Annotated in this window: 19 protein-coding genes and 1 riboswitch; of the genes, 13 read left to right on the forward strand and 6 right to left on the reverse strand. The window is 38.1% G+C overall.

All coding sequences use genetic code 11. From position 1 onward, the window contains the following. Window positions 1–275 precede the first annotated feature (275 nt). Window positions 276–905, forward strand: a complete 630-nt coding sequence (locus tag HMPREF2731_RS08245) for a hypothetical protein (protein WP_002291071.1) — start codon at window positions 276–278, stop codon at window positions 903–905. Window positions 906–1,023: 118 nt separating this feature from the next. Here the strand turns inward: HMPREF2731_RS08245 and HMPREF2731_RS08250 are convergent, their stop codons facing one another. Further along, window positions 1,024–2,133: an ABC transporter ATP-binding protein gene (locus tag HMPREF2731_RS08250; protein WP_002291070.1), complete on the reverse strand. Its 1,110-nt coding sequence runs from the start codon at window positions 2,131–2,133 to the stop codon at window positions 1,024–1,026. A gap of 208 nt (window positions 2,134–2,341) precedes the next feature. Between HMPREF2731_RS08250 and mgsA the strand changes: the two genes are divergently transcribed. Next, window positions 2,342–2,764, forward strand: coding sequence for a methylglyoxal synthase (gene mgsA / locus HMPREF2731_RS08255; RefSeq protein WP_002291069.1), 423 nt, complete (start codon window positions 2,342–2,344; stop codon window positions 2,762–2,764). A gap of 186 nt (window positions 2,765–2,950) precedes the next feature. Beyond that, window positions 2,951–3,049, forward strand: a riboswitch (THF riboswitch). Between the two features lie 37 nt (window positions 3,050–3,086). Next, window positions 3,087–3,623, forward strand: coding sequence for a folate family ECF transporter S component (locus HMPREF2731_RS08260; RefSeq protein ID WP_002291062.1), 537 nt, complete (start codon window positions 3,087–3,089; stop codon window positions 3,621–3,623). A gap of 39 nt (window positions 3,624–3,662) precedes the next feature. Here the strand turns inward: HMPREF2731_RS08260 and HMPREF2731_RS08265 are convergent, their stop codons facing one another. Both HMPREF2731_RS08265 and HMPREF2731_RS08270 read right to left on the reverse strand, forming a co-directional pair. Then, window positions 3,663–5,426, reverse strand: coding sequence for an ABC transporter ATP-binding protein (locus tag HMPREF2731_RS08265; protein ID WP_070872714.1), 1,764 nt, complete (start codon window positions 5,424–5,426; stop codon window positions 3,663–3,665). Window positions 5,427–5,428: 2 nt separating this feature from the next. Continuing rightward, the gene (locus HMPREF2731_RS08270; RefSeq protein ID WP_002291058.1) at window positions 5,429–7,144 is read right to left on the reverse strand and encodes an ABC transporter ATP-binding protein; all 1,716 of its coding nucleotides are present in this window, start codon (window positions 7,142–7,144) and stop codon (window positions 5,429–5,431) included. Between the two features lie 598 nt (window positions 7,145–7,742). Between HMPREF2731_RS08270 and HMPREF2731_RS08280 the strand changes: the two genes are divergently transcribed. Further along, window positions 7,743–8,366, forward strand: a complete 624-nt coding sequence (locus HMPREF2731_RS08280) for a hypothetical protein (protein ID WP_002291054.1) — start codon at window positions 7,743–7,745, stop codon at window positions 8,364–8,366. Between the two features lie 249 nt (window positions 8,367–8,615). Here HMPREF2731_RS08280 and HMPREF2731_RS08285 read toward each other — a convergent pair whose 3' ends face one another. Beyond that, a complete protein-coding gene (locus HMPREF2731_RS08285) occupies window positions 8,616–8,840 on the reverse strand; it encodes a hypothetical protein (protein WP_002315767.1) in 225 nt (74 codons plus the stop codon). A 193-nt stretch (window positions 8,841–9,033) separates the two neighbouring features. Here HMPREF2731_RS08285 and HMPREF2731_RS08290 point away from each other — a divergent pair, with 193 nt between their 5' ends. From HMPREF2731_RS08290 to HMPREF2731_RS08320, 7 genes are all read left to right on the forward strand, one after another. Further along, window positions 9,034–11,811: a sigma-54-dependent transcriptional regulator gene (locus HMPREF2731_RS08290; RefSeq protein WP_176747858.1), complete on the forward strand. Its 2,778-nt coding sequence runs from the start codon at window positions 9,034–9,036 to the stop codon at window positions 11,809–11,811. An 80-nt stretch (window positions 11,812–11,891) separates the two neighbouring features. Further along, the gene (locus HMPREF2731_RS08295; RefSeq protein WP_002291050.1) at window positions 11,892–12,311 is read left to right on the forward strand and encodes a PTS sugar transporter subunit IIA; all 420 of its coding nucleotides are present in this window, start codon (window positions 11,892–11,894) and stop codon (window positions 12,309–12,311) included. 11 nt (window positions 12,312–12,322) lie between these two features. Further along, window positions 12,323–12,793: a PTS sugar transporter subunit IIB gene (locus tag HMPREF2731_RS08300; protein ID WP_002287114.1), complete on the forward strand. Its 471-nt coding sequence runs from the start codon at window positions 12,323–12,325 to the stop codon at window positions 12,791–12,793. A gap of 16 nt (window positions 12,794–12,809) precedes the next feature. Continuing rightward, entirely contained in the window at window positions 12,810–13,589 is a 780-nt protein-coding gene (locus tag HMPREF2731_RS08305; RefSeq protein WP_002291049.1) for a PTS mannose/fructose/sorbose/N-acetylgalactosamine transporter subunit IIC, read from the forward strand. Further along, window positions 13,576–14,397 carry a PTS system mannose/fructose/sorbose family transporter subunit IID gene (locus tag HMPREF2731_RS08310; RefSeq protein ID WP_002291048.1) on the forward strand — a complete coding sequence of 274 codons (822 nt, stop codon included), beginning with the start codon at window positions 13,576–13,578 and terminating at the stop codon, window positions 14,395–14,397. The genes HMPREF2731_RS08305 and HMPREF2731_RS08310 overlap by 14 nt, the downstream gene beginning before the upstream one ends. Before the next feature lie 16 nt (window positions 14,398–14,413). Next, window positions 14,414–15,463 (forward strand): SIS domain-containing protein, encoded by a 1,050-nt coding sequence (locus HMPREF2731_RS08315; protein WP_070872718.1) that lies wholly within the window; start codon window positions 14,414–14,416, stop codon window positions 15,461–15,463. Between the two features lie 12 nt (window positions 15,464–15,475). Beyond that, window positions 15,476–16,480, forward strand: coding sequence for an SIS domain-containing protein (locus HMPREF2731_RS08320; RefSeq protein ID WP_070872720.1), 1,005 nt, complete (start codon window positions 15,476–15,478; stop codon window positions 16,478–16,480). A gap of 63 nt (window positions 16,481–16,543) precedes the next feature. Here the strand turns inward: HMPREF2731_RS08320 and HMPREF2731_RS08325 are convergent, their stop codons facing one another. Beyond that, entirely contained in the window at window positions 16,544–17,188 is a 645-nt protein-coding gene (locus HMPREF2731_RS08325) for a lytic polysaccharide monooxygenase auxiliary activity family 9 protein (protein ID WP_002291044.1), read from the reverse strand. 131 nt (window positions 17,189–17,319) lie between these two features. Next, window positions 17,320–18,204 (reverse strand): Rgg family transcriptional regulator, encoded by an 885-nt coding sequence (locus HMPREF2731_RS08330; protein ID WP_002310160.1) that lies wholly within the window; start codon window positions 18,202–18,204, stop codon window positions 17,320–17,322. A 206-nt stretch (window positions 18,205–18,410) separates the two neighbouring features. Between HMPREF2731_RS08330 and HMPREF2731_RS08335 the strand changes: the two genes are divergently transcribed. Continuing rightward, window positions 18,411–20,147, forward strand: coding sequence for a fibronectin type III domain-containing protein (locus tag HMPREF2731_RS08335; protein ID WP_070872723.1), 1,737 nt, complete (start codon window positions 18,411–18,413; stop codon window positions 20,145–20,147). Window positions 20,148–20,878: 731 nt separating this feature from the next. Then, window positions 20,879–21,898, forward strand: a complete 1,020-nt coding sequence (locus tag HMPREF2731_RS08340; RefSeq protein WP_070872725.1) for an NAD(P)H-dependent glycerol-3-phosphate dehydrogenase — start codon at window positions 20,879–20,881, stop codon at window positions 21,896–21,898. The last annotated feature ends 31 nt before the right edge of the window (window positions 21,899–21,929 follow it).

Raw genomic sequence — 21,929 nt, forward strand, 5'->3', positions numbered from 1 at the left:
TAAGAAGAAATTTACGAAAATTGCTTCTCCTATTTTTGATTTGGTTGGTCTTATTTCCGCAAAGGCAAGCTTTTGATTCCCATTATGAACAAGGAGATGTGACACAAATTTTGTCACATCTCCTATTTTTGTCTCTTGATCAAAAAATTCTTATACTGGATACTCACACTCATTTTGTATGGATTTAGAAAAGAATATGTGTCTTGACAGTTATTGATAAGTGAGTTATACTAAGTCGACATTTATGTGTCAAGACATATTAGGAGAGGGAAAAAATGAGAAAAAATTCAGTTCGAAAACTAACGATTTCTGCTTTATTGATTGGGATGGGGGTCATTATCCCAATGGTTATGCCTAAAATCATGATCCCACCTGCTTCTTTTACATTAGCGTCTCATGTGCCATTATTTATTGCGATGTTTTTTACACCAGGAGTTGCAGTGGCTGTTGCACTAGGTACGACATTCGGTTTCTTTTTGACAACACCAGTTATCATTGCATTGCGCGCATTGTCACATCTTGTATTTGCATTGATCGGGGCATGGTACTTGCAAAAGCATCCGAGTATCGTTTTAAAGAATGGACAGTTTACTTTTACTAATTGGCGTTTCCAAGGGTTCAATTTTGTGATAGGTGTGATTCATTCTTTAGTAGAAATGCTAGTAGTCAGCATCTTTTACTTCATCGGTAATATGCCTGACACGTATTACTCTCAAGGATATTTTTATACAGTGTTCATCTTGATGGGAATTGGTGGACTCATCCACAGTTTGGTTGATTATAATATTGCTTATTTTATAGCAGGAACACTCAGCAAATACTTTGATATCCCGGTATTTACGGCAGCAAAAAAAGGAAATCGGAAAGAATCGATTCAAGGGTACGCGAAGAAAACGACATACTAATGATCTATCAAAGAAAAACTCTCATCTGCTAACGGATAATAAATCCGCTAAGATGAGAATTTTTTGTCCTAAAAAGAGCTACACCACTATTTTCTGGCGTAGCTCTGAAGGGGGCAGATTAGGGAAGTTTGATGACTTGTTCGGTTTCTTTATCAAAGAAGTGCCCTTTATTGATGTTGAAGGCAAGGTCAACCATTTCACCTGGTTTATGGAAATCTCTTGCATCTACTTTTGAGATGAACTCAGTAGAACCAGTTTTTGTGTAAAGCATCGTTTCAGCACCAAGTAATTCGGAAACGACAACTTCTGATTTCACTACGGCTTCAGGTGAAGCTTCAAGGGCTACTTGTTCACTGTGGATGTCTTCTGGACGAATGCCGAAGATGACTTCTTTTCCTTCATAACCTTTTTCGACTAATACTTTGTTTTTCCCTTCAGGAATACGAAGCTTAAGCCCATGTCCATCTGTGATGACACCGTTTTTCAATGTCACATTAAAGAAGTTCATGGCAGGAGATCCAATAAAGCCGGCAACGAACATATTGACTGGTGTATCATAAACTTCTTTCGGTGTACCGATTTGCTGGATAAATCCGTCTTTCATGATAACGATTCGGTCAGCCATAGTCATCGCTTCTGTCTGATCATGAGTAACATAGATCGTCGTTGTTTCAAGACGTTGGTGAAGTTTGGCAATCTCAGCACGCATGGCTACACGTAATTTAGCATCTAAGTTTGACAATGGTTCATCCATCAAGAAGACTTTGGCATCCCGAACGATTGCACGTCCTAATGCTACACGTTGTCTTTGTCCACCAGATAAAGCAGCTGGTTTTCGTTTCAAGTATTCTGTCAGTCCGAGGATCTCTGCTGCATTGTCCACACGCTTTTTAATGTCTGCTTTATCATATTTACGTAATTTCAAACCAAAAGCCATATTATCATAAACAGTCATGTGAGGATACAATGCATAGTTTTGGAAAACCATGGCAATATCACGGTCTTTAGGTGCCACGTCATTCATGACTTTTCCGCCAATATTTAGTTCTCCTTCAGAGATATCTTCCAGTCCCGCAATCATTCGCAAAGTAGTTGACTTTCCACAACCGGAAGGACCAACAAAAACGATAAATTCACGGTCTTTGATTGATAGATTAAAATCAGTCACAGAATAATTTTCTGCATTATCATATTTTTTATATACGTTTTTCAGAGCCATTTCTACCATAATACGTTCCACACTTTCTTTTTTAGTTTTATTAACTGATTAAAGTATAAATGAAAGCGTTAACTAAGTTCAATGTCATGTTGAACAAGAATTTTTTCTTTTTTTTGTCAATGTGCTAGTTTTAAGCTTCAATAAATATCCATAAGAAATAAAAACTGATACACTGGAGTAAATAAGTATGTTAACCATATCAAAAGGAGTGTCTCTTATGAAAATCGCTTTGATCGCTCATGACCGAAAAAAACCTATGATGGTGAAATTAGCAACAGCGTATAAAACAATATTGGAAAAACATGAACTTTTTGCTACCGGGACGACTGGACAACGGATCACGGAAGCGACCGGATTGCCCATTCATCGGTTTAAATCCGGACCGTTAGGCGGAGATCAGCAAATTGGAGCAATGATCTCGGAGGACCAGTTAGATTTGGTGATTTTTCTTCGAGACCCCCTAGCTGCACAGCCGCATGAACCAGATGTAACAGCACTTATCCGTTTATCTGATGTTTATGAGATTCCGTTGGCTACGAATATCGGAACAGCTGAGGTGCTGCTAAGAGGACTGGAAGCCGGCTTCCTAGATTTTCGAAGAATCGTCCATGAAATAGACAAACGTCCACTTTCATTTTGATGGATAAGTGTATAGAAAAATAACGTTTAATGTTCGCCTATATGTAGCTATAAAAGCTAAACGAACTGAGAATATGCGATATAATACGAACGTATTGTATAATATAACCAATAATATTAGTTTTTCGTGTTTGCAGTAAATGTGAAAATATGCTATAGTTTCTGTGGGAAAAGATCCCAAAAATAATACAGAGTAGAAAATAAAGCGTTAAGTGCTAAGAGGATGGGATGTTGCCTCTTGGACGAAGGACGTAATGTTCGCGGTTTTATTTTCGCATTCGCTGCATGATACGATGTAGCAGCTCTTAAAGGAGATGCTAAAAATGAAGAAACACCGGTTAGACGCACGTATGATTGCTATTATGGGCTTACTGATTGCATTGATGGTCACGTTGTCCCGTCTGGTAGCAATCGAGACCCCATTTATTAAAATCAGTGTCACATTTATTCCACAAGTGATCATGGGCATTCTTTTTGGTCCTTTTTGGTCAGGGATAGGTGCAGTTTTAGCTGATTTAGTAGGAATGGCTCTCTTCTCGAAATCTGCATTTTTTATTGGATTTACATTGAATGCATTTATTGAAGGAGCAATCTACGGATTCTTTTTCTATCGAAAAGAAATCACTTGGAAAAATGCCATTTTGGCTACGCTTAGTGTCACGCTGATCATAAACTTATTTTTGACACCATTATGGCTTGCGTTGATGTACCATGTGCCATTGTTCAGCTGGGTCGTTTGGGCGCCCCGCCTGTTAAAAACAGTGATATGGTTACCGATTCAATCAATTGCCATTTATTACGTAGGACGTAGTGTTCCTTACAAAAAAATTTTAAGAAGTTTAGCGATCCACGCTAAATAAAAAACAAGCAGTCTTCCCATCCCAGAAGACTGCTTGTTTTTATTGTGCTGTGAATTGTGCTTGATAGAGCCGTCGGTAATAACCATCTTTTTGAAGCAACTCATCATGGGTGCCCATTTCGACAATGGCTCCCTGATCCATCACTAATATCTGGTCCGCATTTTTGATTGTGGACAGGCGATGGGCAATAACAAAACTGGTTTTTCCCTCCATCATTGCTAAGAAAGCTTGTTGGATTTTTTTCTCTGTCAATGTATCGACTGAGCTGGTAGCTTCATCTAAGATCAACATAGGCGGATTACTGATCATCGTTCGAGCAATCGTCAACAGTTGGCGTTGGCCATCTGATATCTTTAACCCTTGACCGCCAATCTTAGTATCTAATTTTTCCGGCAAACGTTCAACAAATTCATACATATAAGAGGCTTTTAGGGCATCATTGATTTCTACGTCACTTGCTTCCGGATTCCCAAAACGAAGATTTTCTCGCAATGTACTGTCAAATAGCCAAGTATCTTGTAACACCATTCCAAAACTTTTACGTAATGTATCACGTTGGATAGAGCGGATGTCATGGTCATCGATTGTAATCGTTCCTTTTGTTGTGTCATAAAAACGCATCAGCAAATTAACAAGTGTGGATTTTCCGGCCCCTGTTTTTCCTACTATAGCAATGGTTTGACCTGGATAAGCAGTAAAATTGAAATCTTCGATCAAACGCTGTTTGGGGTCATAAGAAAAAGAAACATGATCAAAAGAGACTTTTCCTTTGATATTTTTGGGTTCCAAGGCATAGGCATCTGGCAAATCAGGCTTTTCTTCTGGTTGATCGATCAAATCAAATGCTCGTTCTAGACCAGAAAAAGCGGTTTGCAGTTGTGTCGTGATTCCAGAAAGTTCGATAAATGGTTTAGAAAACTGACTTGAGTAGATCGTAAAACTGGAAATCACACCAACAGTGATTGACGAACCACTCTTCAATGCCAATAGGCCGCCAACTAAACCAATCGATAAATAAGCAAGGTGATCTACAAAACGAGAAGACGGGTTTGTCAAGGAAGAAGAAAATTGTGCCCGTTGTCCTTTTTGATATAGATCAGCATTTAGCAGTTCAAATTGCTGTTGACTAGCTTCTTCTTGCTGAAAAGCTTTCACGATTTTCTGATTACCGATTCGTTCGGTCACAAAGCCCGAGATCTCCCCAATGATTCTTTGCTGTCTATCGAAATTTGTTTGCGAAGCACGAGCAACGATCCAACTCACAAGGAAAATAATCGGTGTGGAACAAAGAACGACCAATGTCAGAAGTGGACTTAGACGCATCATAAAAATAAACGAAAGAAGGATGATCGCAACTCCGGAAAACAATTGATTGAAGGCAGCAGAAATCGCAATAGAAATGTTGTCCATATCATTTGTAAATCGACTGACGATATTTCCATGAGAATTTTGATCATAATAACGAAGTGGCAATCGATTCAGTTGAGCAAAAGCATCTTTTCTTAATGTTGCAACGGACAAGTAAGCTAACCGATTGCTTAATACTTGGATGAGCCATTGACTGACTACGTTGATCAAAACGATCCCACCGAACAGAATCAGTAAATGGAATAGTCGATTGAAGCGAACTTGTCCTTCTCCGATCATTTGATCGATACTTTGGCCAATTTGTAACGTCATCACAACTGTTGCGATCCCGTTGATGATCCCTAGTAATATAGCTAGCCAAATGTCTTTCGCATAAGCAGTAAGATAAGGGATGAAGCGACGGAGTGTCTGCAAGGATAATTTTTTTACTTTCATAACTATTCTTCCTCCTGTGATGCGACGATTTCCTGATATTCCGCTGATTGAGCAAGTAATTCTTCATGCGTACCTTGAGCAGCGATCTTTCCTTGATCCATCACTAAGATATGGTGGGCTTCTTGAATGGAGCGGACACGTTGGGAGATAATGATCACTGTACTGCCAAGATAAGTCTGCAGCGCCTTACGCAAATCCAAGTCAGTCTGATAATCCAACGCACTCAAAGAGTCATCTAAAATCAGTAATTCTGGCTTGGCAATCAAAGCTCTTGCAATCGTTAGTCGCTGTTTTTGACCGCCGGAGAAATTTTTTCCGTTTTCCATGACTTTTGTATCTAAACCATTTGGAAGCTGACGTACAAATTCTTCTGCCTGAGCGATTTTCAGGGCTTCCCAACACTCATCTTCTGTGGCATCTTGCTTACCCCATTGAAGGTTTTCACGAATAGTCCCAGTAAATAACACGGAAGTTTGGGGAACAAGGGCGATTTGCTGACGAAGATGATCCAGCTGCCAAGAACGAACGTCCATTCCATCCATTATGACTGTACCGGAACTGACATCATAGAAGCGCGGAATCAATTGAGTCAAAGTCGTTTTCCCGCTTCCCGTTGGACCAATGATTCCAAGGACCGTATTTCGCTTCAGCTGAAATGTAATCCCTTGAAGAGAAAGCCCAGAATCAGGAGTATAACGGAAGTCAACGTGATCAAAAGCGAGAATCGATTCAGAAGAAAAATCGGGAGTAGTACTGATCTCGGCTTCAAGAATCGAATTCTCTGTGTCTAAAACCTCTTTTACTCGATTACCTGAAGCTTCGGCACGTGTGAAGATCACGACGAGGTTTGAAACAACGATCAGTGCCAAAAGCATTTGATTCATATAATTGATCAAAGCAAGAACTTGTCCTTGTTGCAAACTCCCAATGTTTACTTTGATCCCGCCGACTGTTAGCAAACAAATGATTCCGACATTCATAATCAAGGTCGTAGCAGGTGATAAAAGGGCAGAGATATTGGAAACACGTAAATAATTGTTCGCTAGATCATTTGTGCTTTTATCAAACTTTTCTGTTTCTTTTTTTGTCTGTGCAAATGCACGTATGACACGAACGCCGCTAAGATTCTGGCTGACGTGTTCATTGAGCTGGTCTAGTTTTTCTTGCACTTTTTGATAGAGAGGAACAGTTTTTCTGATGATAAAAAATAAGATGATGGAGAAAATAGGCAATAATGCTAAGAAAAACAGACCTACTTCCCAGTCGATCACAAAAGCCATGACTACTGAACCGATGCTTAAAAATGGTGCTCTAATCAATAAACGAATGACCATTGCTAAAGCTAGTTGAAGCTGATTGATGTCGTTTGTCATTCGAGTGATCAAGGTATCTGTTCCAAAATGATTCAACTCGTTGTGAGAGAAAGTATTGATTTTTTTGATCAGCTGATTTCGCAACTCTGTACCAAATCCTTGTGAAGCTATTGAAGCGTAGTATTGGCAAATGATAGCACAAATCAGACCAATCACAGACATAGCGACCATCCATAAGCCCATTTCAATGATTTTTCCTCGGTCATTCATTTTTAATCCATTATCGATCAAGGAAGCCATCATTAAAGGTAGGACAAGTTCGAAGACAGCCTCAAGAAACTTGAAGAACGGACCCAAAATGATTTGCTTACGATAATCTTTTGCATAACGTAATAACTGAATCATATGATTCCTCCTATTATTTATTTGTCTACAGTTGAAAAAACAAGTACTACCACATTGTAGCTTAGGAAATTTAGAATGAAAAGAGAACAAGCCTTTTCATAAATGAAAGTTTTATTATGAAGAGATTTTAGAGATTGAATAGAATATTTTTTAGAAAAAAAGAAAGAGAACGGGAAATTCATCCCGGTCTCTTCATTCCTCCAAACGTCTATTTTGTCCGATTTTTTATAAATGAATCGTGTGCAAAAGGTGGATCAGGTACAGAATCATCAATGGAGCGCTATTTATTTTTTGAAAATAAAAAAGTAGTGATTCCATGATTTAAGTAAAAAACAGCGAGTATAAAGCAAATGATCTTAGTAATGAATAAAATCTCATAAAATGGAGAGGGCGAAGCTTCATTTTCCATAAAAACCATCGTTATTTTTGGTGAAAAAATTAAAAGTAACGATGTTATTAAATCTAATAACAGCTTTGTTTTCATAGTTTATTCTCCTTTTTTAAAAGTTATTGAAATCGTTTTCTTTTTATGCTGTAAAGTTATTGTAACAAATTGTTTGTGGGAAAGCTAATTAATGTTGAAAGAAGGGATATGAGAATGAAAAAATCGTTGATTGGTTTATTATGTGTGGCAGCTTTAGGGGGGGTAAGTAATATCGGACAGCCTGTGTTTGCTGTAGAAGTGGATGCATCAGTGATCGACATATCAAATGAAAAGAAAGAGATAAACATAAGTCCCGTACTCACTTTTGATGAAATGGTGCGAGAAGTAGCAAAAGAAAACGGCATCCCTATTATCCAAGCACAACAAGAGCTTGGATTCACAGATGAAAGTGCAAGACAAGCACGTACAGCAAGAGCAACATACAGAACATTATCGCAATCTTTCACAGTCAATGCTAGTTATAGACCCACGATGCGCTTTTATTGGGAGACCAGTGAAAGTGGAAATTTTAGGGCTATCAAAAGAATCGTACGAGTTGAAATGATCCGCGGATATAATGGTTTGTCGAAACAATTTGGTGGAACTGTTTATGTTCATTTAGAAGATGCTAACCGTATTTTTTACATTGTAAATGGCGACTTCTTCAATAATGGTTCAACAACTTGGAATGCAGGGGTGAACATCGGAGTAGGAAGAAACGCTTCTATTAAGTTTGGTGTAACGAATACAACCTCTCATTATCAATATCGCTATGTAGAAAGTCGTTTGCGATTTTGATATCAAAACAGCACACGAAAAAGAAAACAAGGCAGGAACAGTGATGTTTCTACCTTGTTTTCTTAATCAATGGGAAAAAACTAAGAGTGGTGTACGTAATCAATAAAAAGGATGGTGACAACAGTACCTCTTCACTCTCTGAAAGCATCATAACTCGTTTTTCCTCGTTACGCCAATAAATTGTTGTTATACCAGATATAAGGATTTGTAATAACAAAAAGCAGACAGAAAAATTGAGAGCTGTGCCTCCTATTTTGTGTGGAAGGATTTATAGAACGCAAAAATCAAGATAAAGATAAATAAAAATCCTGTTTCGGCTATATATTGCGTATCTACATCAATAAAACGGGTTTGTTCTGTCATAGCCATATAAAGCAAAGGTAAAAACACAACCACAGCGAGATAAGATCCGATGATTTCGCGAAAAGTTTTCCAAGAAGTATACTTCCTCTTTTTAGATTTATCCGATTTCATTGAATAGTCATAGCCTCCTTGTTCTTTCTTTATTGTTTGGAAATCCCAGTATAAAAACCGGAAGGAACTGTTCTTTTTTAGAATAAAAATTATAAGGGATAAGTGAGCTGCTGTCTATAACAAGACATATTTTTCAACTCTTTATTAAAGATTTTATTGACAAAATGAATCCGTTTTCTATGATGGAGTAGGGGTGAATAAGTTGTTAAAAAACGAAATTTTATGCTACTTAGAGAACCAGACAGCCTTTTTCGATCTCAACCATATGAACGAGGTCTTTACAGCACAAAGATTGGCTGAACATTTTGGGGTAAAAAGAAACACAGTCAGTCATTATTTGAACCAGTTGAATGAGGAGAAACTACTAGTCAAAATCAATTCTCGTCCAGTGGTTTATTTCCACAAAGAAGCTTTTGAAAAACAATTTTTTCAGTTACGTACGAATTTTTATTTTTCTATCAATGAACTTAAAGAAGAACAGCCTTTTTTCGCACAACCAAAAGATTTATTCTCTTTTATGATCGGACACGACGCCAGTTTGAAAGAAAGTATCGAACAAATCAAAACAGCTCTTTACTATCCAGATGGCGGACTGCCACTTTTGATCACAGGCGAAAGCGGCACAGGTAAAAGTTATTTAGTCCATTTAGTCTATCAGTATTGTCTACTTCATGATTTACTAGAGGACTCTGCACCATTCATCACTTTCAATTGTGCACAATATGCAGATAATCCTGAACTGTTGACTAGCAATTTGTTTGGACATGTCAAAGGAGCTTACACTGGAGCAGAAGAAAATAAAAAAGGGGCTTTCGAAGCAGCAGATGGTGGAATCTTGTTTTTAGACGAGGTACATCGCTTAACACCAGAAGGGCAGGAAAAACTATTCACCTATCTTGATCAAGGTGTGATTTATCGTATGGGAGAACCTAATGTGTCACGGCGGATCAAAACACGTCTTTTTTTTGCCACAACAGAGGAGACCACTAGTCATTTCTTAACCACTTTCATTCGAAGAATACCTATCCGAATCGAACTACCTGCACTCAATCAGCGTAGTCGAAATGAACGGCTAGAACTGGTTTACTCTTTTTTTATCGAGGAACAAAGAAAAATGGGGAGCCCTTTGTCAGTCAGTGGCCCAGTTTTGTCACTTCTAGCAGGTCAAAACTTATCTGGAAACATAGGAGAGCTGAAAAATATTGTCAAAGTTTCAGCGGCAAAAGCGTATGCTGAACAACGTGAACAGTCGGAGATCCATGTCACCATCCATCATTTGCAAAAAGAACTACTCGCTGAGCCCATTACCAAAAATACAGCACAGCAAGGAATCTATATCACGCAAGACCAGACCTTAGAACAATTGATGGAAAAGCAACAACCAGAACAGCAACGAATCGTTAAAAGTTTTGAGCAGATCCTGCTTGATTTCAAAAAAAATGAGTGTCTTCTATATTCTTGCGAAGGAAAACTAAAACAAGAAGTGATCCAATTATTTGATTTTTTGCTGTTTGAGACCAGTAGACAAGAAAAACACGAGCTGTTGGTTTATTGGACTCAATCTATCCGTGAGACCTTTCGACAAATGGAGTCTGCCTATCAAATCAAGTTCGATGGAAACAGTGTCTATGCCTTGAGTTACTATCTTTATCAGCGAAGCACTGTCAAATGGTTACCGGAAGAACATGCGATTATCCAACTAATCAAAGAATTAGAAAAACAGGTTTCTCAATCTTATCCATCTAGCTATCATTATGTCCAGCGAATCTTGGAACTGAGTAAGATTAAATTAGATATTGAAGTCACTAGTATGGATCGGATTTTACTGACGATATATCTAAAAAAAGCAAAATGGTCAAAAGAAAAACGACTGCCAAAAGCAATGATTGCTGCGCACGGTTATGCAACTGCTAGCAGTATGGCAAATGTGGTCAATCGTTTATTACAAGAAGATCTATTTGAATCATTTGATATGCCGCTAGATGTCACTCCACAGCAGATTGCTTCAGAAATTGTGGATTATTGCGAAAACAGCGATGTTTCAAATGGATTGATCATATTAGTAGATATGGGATCTCTGAAAGAAATCCATCAGTTTTTTAAAAAACAACTATCTGTACCACTTTTGATTTTAAATAATGTGACGACACCTTTAGCCATCACAGTAGGGGAATGCTTGCAAAAAAATGCAGCATTAGAAGAAATAGCAGAAGAGGCTGTTCGTCAAACCAAACCAGAATGGCGGCTCCTCTATCCACAAGAAAATAAACCCAAAGCACTCATTACTACCTGCTTCACTGGAATCGGCACGGCGGCTCACCTAAGTGCACTGCTAGAGAAAAGCTTGCCTACGACTTGTCAGTTGAAAATCATCCCATATGAATATCAGCGATTAAAAGATAAGAAAAACAGGGACCCACTGTTTTCCATATACGAAATCGTAGGGATCATAGGTAACGCAGATCCTGCTATCACCGATATCGACTATCTTTCATTAGAAGACCTCATCTCAGGAGAGAAGATGTCTGTACTGGCAGAATGGTTGGATTCTGCTATGAATGTTTCAGATAAGGAAACATTCAACCAGAACATCATTCGCAATTTTTCATTGGAGAAAGTACTGGACTCTGTGACTATTCTAGATACAGAAAAGGTGATGGAGGAAATCGATCATTTTATGCGAGAATTAGAGGTGCAGTTGAATCGAAGAATCAGTAATCCCAAAAAACTAGCGTTATATGTCCATGTGAGTTGTCTAATCGAACGTTTGATTCGACAAATGCCAATTGAAACCTATCAAGGATTAGAGAAATGGGAACAGTGTCAAAAAGAAGAGATATTTGCCATTAAATCTGCATTTAGTGTCATTGAAGAGCATTATAGTGTCATGATCCCTCGTTCTGAGATTGCCTATATCTGTGATATTTTGAGTGAAAGTACAGAGTTACTCTCGATAGAAGAAGAATTTTGAACATAAGCAAGTTGTGGCCACTAACTTTGGCACACAACTTGCTTTTTTAGTATGTGTAAGTAAAAAGAGGAGATGAAAAAGTGGACAGAGAAATTATCTTAGCTTCCCATGGTAAATTTGCTTCAGGGATACTAGATTCATTAGAGCTAATCTATGGGAAAAATCATTCTATTACTGCATTGGACTGCTATACTGATGAGAATTTTGATTTAACGGAATCAGTAAGTCAGCTGTTTATGAGGTACAAAGATAAAGAAATCATTGTTCTGACGGATCTTTTTGGCGGAAGTGTCAACAATGAATTCTTACAATATATCAATCAGGATCATGTCTATCTTGTTGCCGGATTGAATTTGCCACTCTTGATTGAGCTAGTATCTAGGTTGGACGCTGAAGTACAGACAACTGTTTTGATCCAGCAGGTGCTAACTGATTCAAAAAAAATGATCCAGTTTTGTAACGAACGGATCAATCAGGAAATAGAAGAAGATGAATTTTAGGAGGAAGAAGAATGATTGTATTGACAAGAGTTGACCATCGGTTATTACACGGACAAGTAGCTTTTTCTTGGACACAAACAATAGGTGCAGATTGTATTTTGATTGCGAATGATGATGTGCCTACTAATGAGATACGAAAGACAACGATCAAATTAGCCAAGCCGCAAGGAGTCAAACTAGTAATCAAATCCATTGATGACTCGATTGCCGCATTGAAAAGCGGGGTGACAGATAAATATAAGCTATTCATCGTAGTGGAATCAATCGAGGACGCATATAAGCTGGCAGAAGCGTATCCAGAAATCAAAACCATCAACTTAGGAGGAATCAAGGCGAAACCTGGTACTCGCAGTATTGGAAAAGCGGTGAATATTTTACCAGAAGAGGAGGAACGATTGAAAAGATTGATTGACAAACAAATAGAAGTGGAGATCCGTCAAGTACCGGCAGATAAAAAAGTGGACGTAAGGGAAGTTTTGTAAGAAAGGAAGAAACTCAATGATTGTACAAGCAGTCTTATTAGGAATCGTTGCATTTATCGCACAATCAGAATATGCATTAGGGACATCACTGCTTTCTCGTCCAATTGTGACGGGACTGTTTACAGGAATCGTGTTGGGTGATGTAAAAACTGGGATCATCATGGGCGCCACTTTGGAGTTAGCATTTATCGGATCATTCTCAGTAGGTGCTTCGATCCCCCCTGATGTGGTGACCGGAGGAATTTTAGGCACGGCTTTTGCTATCACAGCTGGAGCTGGTACGGAAACGGCACTTTTACTAGGTTTACCAATTGCTACGTTGACATTGATATTGAAAAATATTTACTTAGGTCTTTTGATTCCAATTATGAACCATAAAGCGGACAGTTATGCAGAAGAAGGAAACTATAAAGGAGTCGAGCATATGCACTTGCTTGCCGGGTTCGGTCTTTCCTTGATGCTTGGTGTTGTAGTAATGGTTTCGTATATGGTGGGAAGCAATACGATCGGGAATCTACTCAATAAGATTCCTGACTTCGTTCAGAATGGCTTGTCAGTAGCTACAGGGTTGATTCCAGCTCTTGGTTTCGCGATGCTCGCTCGCTTGCTGATTAACAAACAAGTTGCACCATACTTTTTCTTAGGTTTCGCTATAGCTTCTTACTTAAAGATTCCTGTGACCGGAGTAGCTATTTTTGGTGCAATTTTAGCCGTTGTGGTAGTCAATATCATGAATGTTCGTCAACTGCCACTTCAAACCACTGTAGGGGAGGTCGAAGAAGATGAAGAATTCTGAGAGTAAAAATAGCAAAATAACGAAAAAAGAACTGAATCATGTATTCTGGCGTTCTTTTCAAATGGAGTTTTCTTGGAACTATGAACGACAGATGAATATGGCTTATGTTTACGCAATGATTCCGATTTTGAAAAAGTTATATCAGTCGAAAGAAGAAATGGCAGCAGCTTTGAAACGGCATCTAGAGTTTTTCAACACGACCCCACATATCGTTACATTGATTTTAGGGATCACGGCTGCAATGGAGGAAGAAAATAAGGATGATCCTGAATTTGATGTGACCGCGATCGACAGTATCAAAACATCTTTGATGGGACCCCTTGCAGGGTTAGGGGATTCTTTCTTTTGGGGAACTTTGCGATTGATTGCCACAGGTGTGGGCACCTCTTTAGCCATGCAAGGAAATATTTTAGGACCTATCTTGTTCATTTTGATTTTCAATATTCCGCACATTCTGTTCCGCTATCTAGCAACAGGTTGGGGTTATCGCTTAGGCACGGGTTTTTTGAAAAAGATTCAGGCAAACGGGATGATGGAAAGTTTGACATTAGGCGCGTCTATCATTGGGTTGATGGTCGTCGGAGCAATGACTGCCACGATGATTACCATCAATATTCCTTTAAAAATCGGTTCAGGAGAAAATGCTGTGACTGTTCAAAGTATTTTTGATGATATTGTCCCAAATATCTTATGTCTGGGTGCATTTGGTGTAGTGTTTTATCTATTGAAAAAAGAAGTAAAACCATTAACGATTTTGATCGGACTAGCTTTCTTTGGGATTTTTGGTTCGTGGATAGGGATTTTTTAGAAAAGGAGCAGAGAAAATGGTTACGATGCAAGATTATATTTATGAAGAAAAGGAAGTACTAAGTACGATCTTGAAAAAGAATGATTTTTCGACAAGAAAACAAATGAAAAAAACAACGAATCTGCTGATGCTAGCAACGGGTTCTTCTTACAACGCTTGTTTAGCAGCGAAGCCGGCATTGGAATCTTATGGCGAGCTAACTGTCGATATTCAAGAACCTTTTCATTTTGCTCATTATGGAAAACTTTCTCCATCAATCGATACTGTGATTGCTGTGTCACAAAGTGGGAAAAGTGCTTCTACTGTTGAAGCAGTAAAAATGATCCAAAAACAAGAAATACCGATTATTGCTGTCACAAATGACGTACAAAGTCCACTTGCTTTAGAAGCTACACAGATTATTGATTTAGGTGCTGGGATAGAAACAGTTGGCTTCGTTACAAAAGGCTATTCTGCTACTGTCTTACAGTTACTACTCTTAGGGCTAGGAATTGGGATAAGTAAAAATAATATCAGCAAAGAAATAGAACAAAACTACATGCAACAGTTACACAAAATAATCAATCATTTACCAGTGATTATTCAAAAAACGGAAGAATTTTTTGATGAACATCAAAGTTTGTTTCGTTTAACACAACGCTTCATCACTATTGGTTATGGTCCAAACTGGGGAACAGCGAAAGAAGCAGAAACGAAATTGACGGAAACAATCCGTGTCCCGTCACAAGGATTTGAGTTAGAAGCTTACATGCATGGCCCATATCTAGAGGCTGATGCTTCCCATTTGTTGTTCTTTATTGAAGGTGACAATGAAAATAAGGAACGTTCAAAAAAGTTGCGGAGATATATGAGTCAGTATGTTGGAGAGACTCTCACAATTACCACAAAAAAAGCAAGAGACGAAAAAACACTTGGATTAGCAATAGAATGTAATGAATATCTGTCTATATTAGCACTTGTCGTTCCATTTCAACTATTCGCTTATAAAATCGCAGCAGCTAAAGGAATCGACTTGAACAAAAAAATCTTTGAAGACTTTGATACAGTCTTGAAAAGTAAATTATAAGAGGGGGAAATCATGTTGAAATTCAATGAAGAAGAACAAATCAAAGCAATAAAAGGGGCACTAGCTTTACGTCCGCAAGTAGAAAAAATCATCGATAAACTTTATACGAAAAAATTCGATGCTGTTTATTATTTAGGAATCGGTGGAACGTATGCTTCTTCGATGCAAGCTGTCACTTATATGAATGGGAAAAGCAACTTGCCTGTCTTTGTACAGCATGCTGCAGAATATTACACTACTGGGAACAAAAGATTAACAAAAGATTCTATCGTTGTCGTGTCCTCTGTTACTGGGACAACCCAAGAAGTAGTGAAAGCAGTAGAAGAAATCAAGAAAGTAGGAGCGACACTGATTGGATTTATCGATAAAGCGGAGAGTAAGTTGTCTCAACTATGCGATTTTGTGGTTACTTATCCAGCTCCCGGAACAGAACAAATCAAATTTTTTATGGTAGCAGATCGATTGATGTATTTGCATGGGGAATTCGAAGATTACTCAGAGTACTATGAACAGCTCGAACATTATTTGCCAACAGGGTTAGTTGAAGCAGAGAAAAAAGCAGATGCATTTGGCTTATCATTTGCAGAAAAGCATCGACGTGATAGCATGCATTATTTTATCGGAGCAGGGAATCAATGGGGAGCTGTTTATTCATATGCCATGTGTTATTGGGAAGAACAAAGCTGGCTCCCATCGAAATCTATCCATGCTGCCGAGTTTCTTCATGGGACGTTAGAGATCGTTGAAGAAACGACCCCAGTCACTTTATTTTTAGGCGAAGATGAACAGAGAGCGTTATCTGAACGTGTAGCTAAACTTTTGCCAAAAATTTGTAGTAATTATACATTGATAGATACAAAAGACTATCCAGTAGAAGGTATCAGCGAAAAATATCGCGGACGTGTGTTGTCTTTCTTATTGATGCATGCAGTGACACAGCGTATCGATGCACATGTCGAACAGCTGAATTGTCATCCATTAGAGATACGCCGCTACTATCGTCAGTTTGATTATTAGGATCGATTGGATGAAAAGAATATAAAAAATAAAGAGAGCAGCGACAACTGCTCCCTTTATTTTTTAGTTGTTTTCCAAGTCAGTTAATGCATTACGATTTTGAACATTGACATCGATTACATTATAAAATGCGTTATCTGTGTCAGCTACATCCCAAACTGCTAAAATGACATGATACCCCAGACGATTGCTAGGAATATTGATTGTATGAGTCGGATTAGTAATAGACGAATTACCACCATTATTTACTTCACCAATGAATTCCAGGTCATTTCTATTCAATGGGGCATTTGGATTCCAACCATTTTTAGTCATGTAATAGTGCCATTTCGTCGTTGCGTGGTCAGCTGTGAAATGCCAAGTGAATCGGTTTGCCCCAGTAGTTAAGTTGTTTTTTGTCCATAACGTAGCTGTTTGTTTATCCAAAACAAAGTCACCTACTGCACCATTAGCAGAAGCAATCCGACCATTTGCAGGTCCAGCCGAAGGGAATCCTTTTGGTGCCTCTAAAGATTGTGGTTCGTTGATGATACGACCATACTTTTCAAAAGCACTTTGCCAATTATTCCTACTATCTAGAGCACCTTGATAGCCACGGCTGATAGGTTGTGAAACATAGCCATGAGCCGAGACATCTACAGAAGACAAAGCGGCGATTCCTGTTGTAGCAAGTAACATTCCTAATCCCAATAAAGTACTTTTTTTCATTTGATGATTCCTCCAGTTAGATAAAATATTTTAAGAAAAGGTTTCCTTTTCGTAAGATAGTATAAAATGTATTATTTAAATATTATTTTTTTGTATGGTATTGCAACAAAAATAAAAAACTAGAAGAATGACTATTGATAAATAGCCTTATCATTTTTATGTATAGTTTTTTTCAAAAGAGAATCTCTCAATTCAATGATCTCTTCTTTCACTTCCTCTAGTCCTAGCCATTCAAAGAAATGGATTGCTTCGTCAATTTCTTCTAGTGCTCGTTCATTGCCATCTGCTAATAGAGCTAAAGCAGTGAATGCTTTGTAACGGGCTAAGTCTAACGTATGTTTATAACGGTCACTTACTTTTTTCCATTCTCCTAAAAATAGTTTTCTAAGAAAAACAGAAGAACGATGAAAAGATAGATGTATCCCGTTCAAAAGAAAATTTGATAATAATTCGGAATAATGAGCAGTATCGACGTATGCTTTCATTTTTGTGACACTACGCTGAAAAGAATGATAAATATACTCGTCATCGAATATAAATAAACAATTGGAAAAAATAGAAAGTTCATAGTGTCCCCATGTATCGATACCTTCCAAGTACTTTTTGATAATAGAAACTTCTGTCAAAGTTTCCGAACGAGTGAGTTTTCGGTTTCCCAGATATTGATCAATTAGTATACGTTGCGTATATAGCAGGCGATAATAAATATTCCCAGTTTTTTTATATTCTTTTAGTAGTTCATTCTCTTGCTCTTTTGTTAAATATTTTGTTGTGATCAGGTAATTAGAAAGTTTTTGTTTACCTGTAAGAGTATTGTTGTTCAGCAAAAATTGATATTCTTCAAGTGTGACATTCATCCGTTCAAGGTAATCCACTAACAATTCAAAACTGATTTTTGTTCCTCTAGATTCAAAAGCAGCTAATGTCCCTCGCTGAGAAAGCCCCTCTGTTAATTGAGCTTGTGTCAGTCCACGTTCTTTTCTTAGTTTTCGAATTAAAGAAGCATGTTTTATCATGTAAGTTACCTCCATACGTTTTTTATGAATATAAGATAACACAAGGCTGTTATCTAAGGACGAAAATGTCAATTATGCACTATTTTTGATAAAAAGTGCTCATTCTTTAAAAGCAATTTTTATTTATGTTGTAATAACATACAAAAAATGAAAAACAGTCGTTGTTAAAATAAACTATAGTTACCAAATATTAGGAGGTATGATGAATGAAAAAAATTTTTTGGCTGTCATTGGCAGCAATCGGCTGTTTCGCTGGAGGTGGACAAACTATATATGCTGCACAAGATTCTGCGGCATTGATGCCGGATATCTCAGAAAAGCAAATTGCTGTTGGTTATTATCATAATTGGGTACCAGAGCAAGGTGCGGGATATAGAGGTGGGAAACCAGCAGAGACAGACATAGGAAAGATCAATCCGTTTTATAATGTCATCGCAGTATCTTTTATGAAAGGCGAAGGGATTCCTACATTTGAGCCATTTAATATGAGTGATGAAGAATTCAGAAGCAAAGTGGCTGCCCTAAATGAAGAAGGACGCTCAGTTATCATTTCTCTAGGCGGAGCGGATTCCCATATCGAATTGTATCGAGGGCAAGAACAAGCATTTGCAGATGAAGTGATTCGATTGGTAGAAACCTATGGATTTGATGGGTTAGACATTGATTTAGAACAAAGCGCCATTACGGCAGGTGATAACCAGCAAGTGATTCCAGAAGCGTTGAAAATCGTGCGAGATCATTATAAAAAGCAAGGAAAACACTTTATTATTTCTATGGCACCTGAATTCCCTTATTTGAGAACAGCGGGAGGCTATGTCCCATATATCACTGCATTAGAAAATGAGTACGATTTTATTGCACCACAACTATATAATCAGGCGGGCGACGGATTAAGCGTGGGCGACGAATGGATTGCTCAGAACAATGACAGTCGAAAATATGATTTCTTATATGGTATGTCAAAAGCCTTGCATAACGGAGAGAGTGGATACATTCGGATACCAGCAGATCGTCTGGCTTTGGGGATTCCAGCAAATAACGATGCGGCAGCCAACGGTTATGTGCAAGATCCATCCGTTGTCTATCAAGTATTCGAACAAATGGAAAAAGAACGTACACCTTTAAAAGGTTTGATGACTTGGAGCGTGAACTGGGACGAAGGGGTAAACTCAGCTGGTATTTCTTATAATGAATCATTTGCGAAAGCTTATCAAAATCTATTTAAGGAACAAGAACCAGATACAGAGAAACCTTCTAAACCGGCCAATCTTCGAGGAACAGCAACAAGTACGACGGTCACATTGTCTTGGACTGAATCAACAGATAACGTCCGTGTGTCACATTATAATATTTATGAAAACAATCGATTAGTAGGAACAAGCAACACTACGAATTATATACATACAGGTTTACAACCAGAAACGACTTATTCTTATACGATTGAAGCTGTCGATACATCAGGAAATATTTCTGCACGTTCTGATGATTTGAACATTCGCACTCAAGAAGCAGCAGTTTTACCAGCACCTTCTATACCAAACGGGTTGAGCATCAATCATGTGACACAATCAACAGTTCGTTTGGTATGGCAAGAAAACAGCTTATTGGAAGAAGTACTTTATTATGAAATATACAGAGATGGCAAGAAGATCGCTACCTCACAAACCGCTGTATTTGAAGATCAAAATTTGACAGCTTCTACTGCGTATCGCTATCAAGTTCGTGCAGTCAATCAGACAGGCGCTTCTTTACTAAGCCAGTCTGTCACGGCAAGAACCCTAGACGAGAACGGCCAAGGAAATTCTTGGACAGTCGGTACTTTTTATCAAGTAGGAGACATAGTCACATATAATGGTATTCAATATCGTTGCGTGCAAGCGCATATTGCAGCCGCACATTGGGCACCAGATACGGCCTTCTCTTTATGGCAAAAAATAAGTTGATGATGAGGTCGTGATAGAGGCTACTTCTGTAACACCGTTTATATCAAGCGGTTGTGGAATCAGTATTTTGACCTAAATATTACAGAAACAAAACGGCAAAATAGTTTTTCATATTTTGCCGTTTTTTAATCTAATATCGAGGGTGAGCTGATTGAACACTGTGTATCAAGAAACGATAAGCCTGATGTATAACTGCATGTCACATCATTTACTCGGAATAAGGAGGATACGACTGTTATCAAAATTTCTACCATGTGTTGACTTAAACAAAGAGCGTGAGACAAAAGTGTTCTTTACTTTTGTCTCACGCTCTAAACACGTATAACCGGCGGAAGCAGAAGCAACTCCTTCGGAAATAAGCTGAAATTCACAAAAATTTGAAAAGCAATTTTCGTGAATTTCTTCTTATTTCTTAGAGTTAAACGCTTCTGTCCCAGCCTCTTCTTGTATGTAGCTTCAATTAAGGGTTGTTAGGAGAAACTTCCCAGCCTCCCAATGGTAAGGGTAATGGAAACATAGTCAAACCTCCTTTCTCTTAGTGACAAATAAAGTATAACAAGTGTAAAAAGAAAAAAATTAAAATGTACGCTATTGCAACATTAAATAGATTATTTTAAGTGAAAGTCGATAAAAGAATTAAACAAACACTTAAAAACAATGGAAATTAGTCCAAACTTTAAGAAATGTATACTATAATGGAAATTATCAATTATTTATTTGGAGGAATATCCATGAAACAAAAAATCGCAGTTCTTGGTCCTGGATCATGGGGCACTGCTTTAGCACAGACATTGGCAGAAAACGGGCATGATGTCCGTATTTGGGGAAATGTACCTGAACAGATTGACGAAATCAATACGTATCATACAAACCAACATTTTTTACCTGATTTGACGATTCCAGAATCGATTATCGGATATAAAGAATTGGCAGAAGCAGTGGATGACGCAGATGCTATTTTGTTTGTCGTTCCGACAAAAGCGATCCGTTCAGTCGCTCAGGAACTTATTGGTAAAATGAATACTAAGCCCGTCATTATCCATGCAAGTAAAGGCCTAGAACAAGATACGCATAAACGAATCTCAGAATTTTTGGCTGAAGAAATTCCAGAAGATAAACGACAGGCAATCGTCGTATTATCTGGCCCTAGTCATGCGGAAGAAGTAGCAGTTCATGATATCACAACGATTACAGCTGCAAGTATTGATCAAAAAGCAGCTGCTTATGTACAAGAATTATTCATGAATGATTATTTCAGGATTTATACAAATAATGATGTGATTGGTGTAGAAACTGGCGCAGCATTAAAAAATATCATTGCTATTGGTACCGGTGCTATCCATGGGCTAGGGTTCGGAGACGATGCAAAAGCGGCAATCATGACTCGCGGATTAGCAGAAATTAGTCGTCTTGGTGTAGCAATGGGTGCCAATCCGCTGACGTTTATCGGTTTGAGCGGCGTTGGGGATTTGATTGTTACTTGTACAAGTGTTCATTCCCGTAATTGGCGTGCCGGTAACTTACTAGGACAAGGGCATAAACTGGAAGAAGTTTTGGAAAACATGGGAATGGTCGTTGAAGGTGTGGCAACGACAAAAGCAGCAGTCGAGCTAGCACAACAGCTAGGTGTTGAGATGCCAATTACTCAAACCATCTATAATGTTTTGTATAATGGAGAAGATATTAAAAAAGCCGCAAAAGAAATCATGCTACGTGACGGAAAAATGGAGAATGAATTTTCTCTTCGTTAAATAGATGATTAACAGGTAATCGTCGTTTAGG

Source organism: Enterococcus sp. HMSC072F02, from assembly GCF_001837725.1.
GTDB lineage: Bacteria > Bacillota > Bacilli > Lactobacillales > Enterococcaceae > Enterococcus_B > Enterococcus_B lactis.

Coding starts and splice junctions, on each gene's coding strand:
- HMPREF2731_RS08265 (WP_070872714.1), bottom strand. CDS start 5,426: ATGAAAGTAAAAAAATTATCCTTGCAGACACTCCGTCGCTTCATCCCT.
- HMPREF2731_RS08310 (WP_002291048.1), top strand. CDS start 13,576: ATGAAGAATTCTGAGAGTAAAAATAGCAAAATAACGAAAAAAGAACTG.
- HMPREF2731_RS08270 (WP_002291058.1), bottom strand. CDS start 7,144: ATGATTCAGTTATTACGTTATGCAAAAGATTATCGTAAGCAAATCATT.
- HMPREF2731_RS08305 (WP_002291049.1), top strand. CDS start 12,810: ATGATTGTACAAGCAGTCTTATTAGGAATCGTTGCATTTATCGCACAA.
- HMPREF2731_RS08260 (WP_002291062.1), top strand. CDS start 3,087: ATGAAGAAACACCGGTTAGACGCACGTATGATTGCTATTATGGGCTTA.
- HMPREF2731_RS08250 (WP_002291070.1), bottom strand. CDS start 2,133: ATGGTAGAAATGGCTCTGAAAAACGTATATAAAAAATATGATAATGCA.
- HMPREF2731_RS08280 (WP_002291054.1), top strand. CDS start 7,743: ATGAAAAAATCGTTGATTGGTTTATTATGTGTGGCAGCTTTAGGGGGG.
- HMPREF2731_RS08245 (WP_002291071.1), top strand. CDS start 276: ATGAGAAAAAATTCAGTTCGAAAACTAACGATTTCTGCTTTATTGATT.
- HMPREF2731_RS08325 (WP_002291044.1), bottom strand. CDS start 17,188: ATGAAAAAAAGTACTTTATTGGGATTAGGAATGTTACTTGCTACAACA.
- HMPREF2731_RS08330 (WP_002310160.1), bottom strand. CDS start 18,204: ATGATAAAACATGCTTCTTTAATTCGAAAACTAAGAAAAGAACGTGGA.
- HMPREF2731_RS08340 (WP_070872725.1), top strand. CDS start 20,879: ATGAAACAAAAAATCGCAGTTCTTGGTCCTGGATCATGGGGCACTGCT.
- HMPREF2731_RS08300 (WP_002287114.1), top strand. CDS start 12,323: ATGATTGTATTGACAAGAGTTGACCATCGGTTATTACACGGACAAGTA.
- mgsA (WP_002291069.1), top strand. CDS start 2,342: ATGAAAATCGCTTTGATCGCTCATGACCGAAAAAAACCTATGATGGTG.
- HMPREF2731_RS08315 (WP_070872718.1), top strand. CDS start 14,414: ATGGTTACGATGCAAGATTATATTTATGAAGAAAAGGAAGTACTAAGT.
- HMPREF2731_RS08335 (WP_070872723.1), top strand. CDS start 18,411: ATGAAAAAAATTTTTTGGCTGTCATTGGCAGCAATCGGCTGTTTCGCT.
- HMPREF2731_RS08320 (WP_070872720.1), top strand. CDS start 15,476: ATGTTGAAATTCAATGAAGAAGAACAAATCAAAGCAATAAAAGGGGCA.
- HMPREF2731_RS08285 (WP_002315767.1), bottom strand. CDS start 8,840: ATGAAATCGGATAAATCTAAAAAGAGGAAGTATACTTCTTGGAAAACT.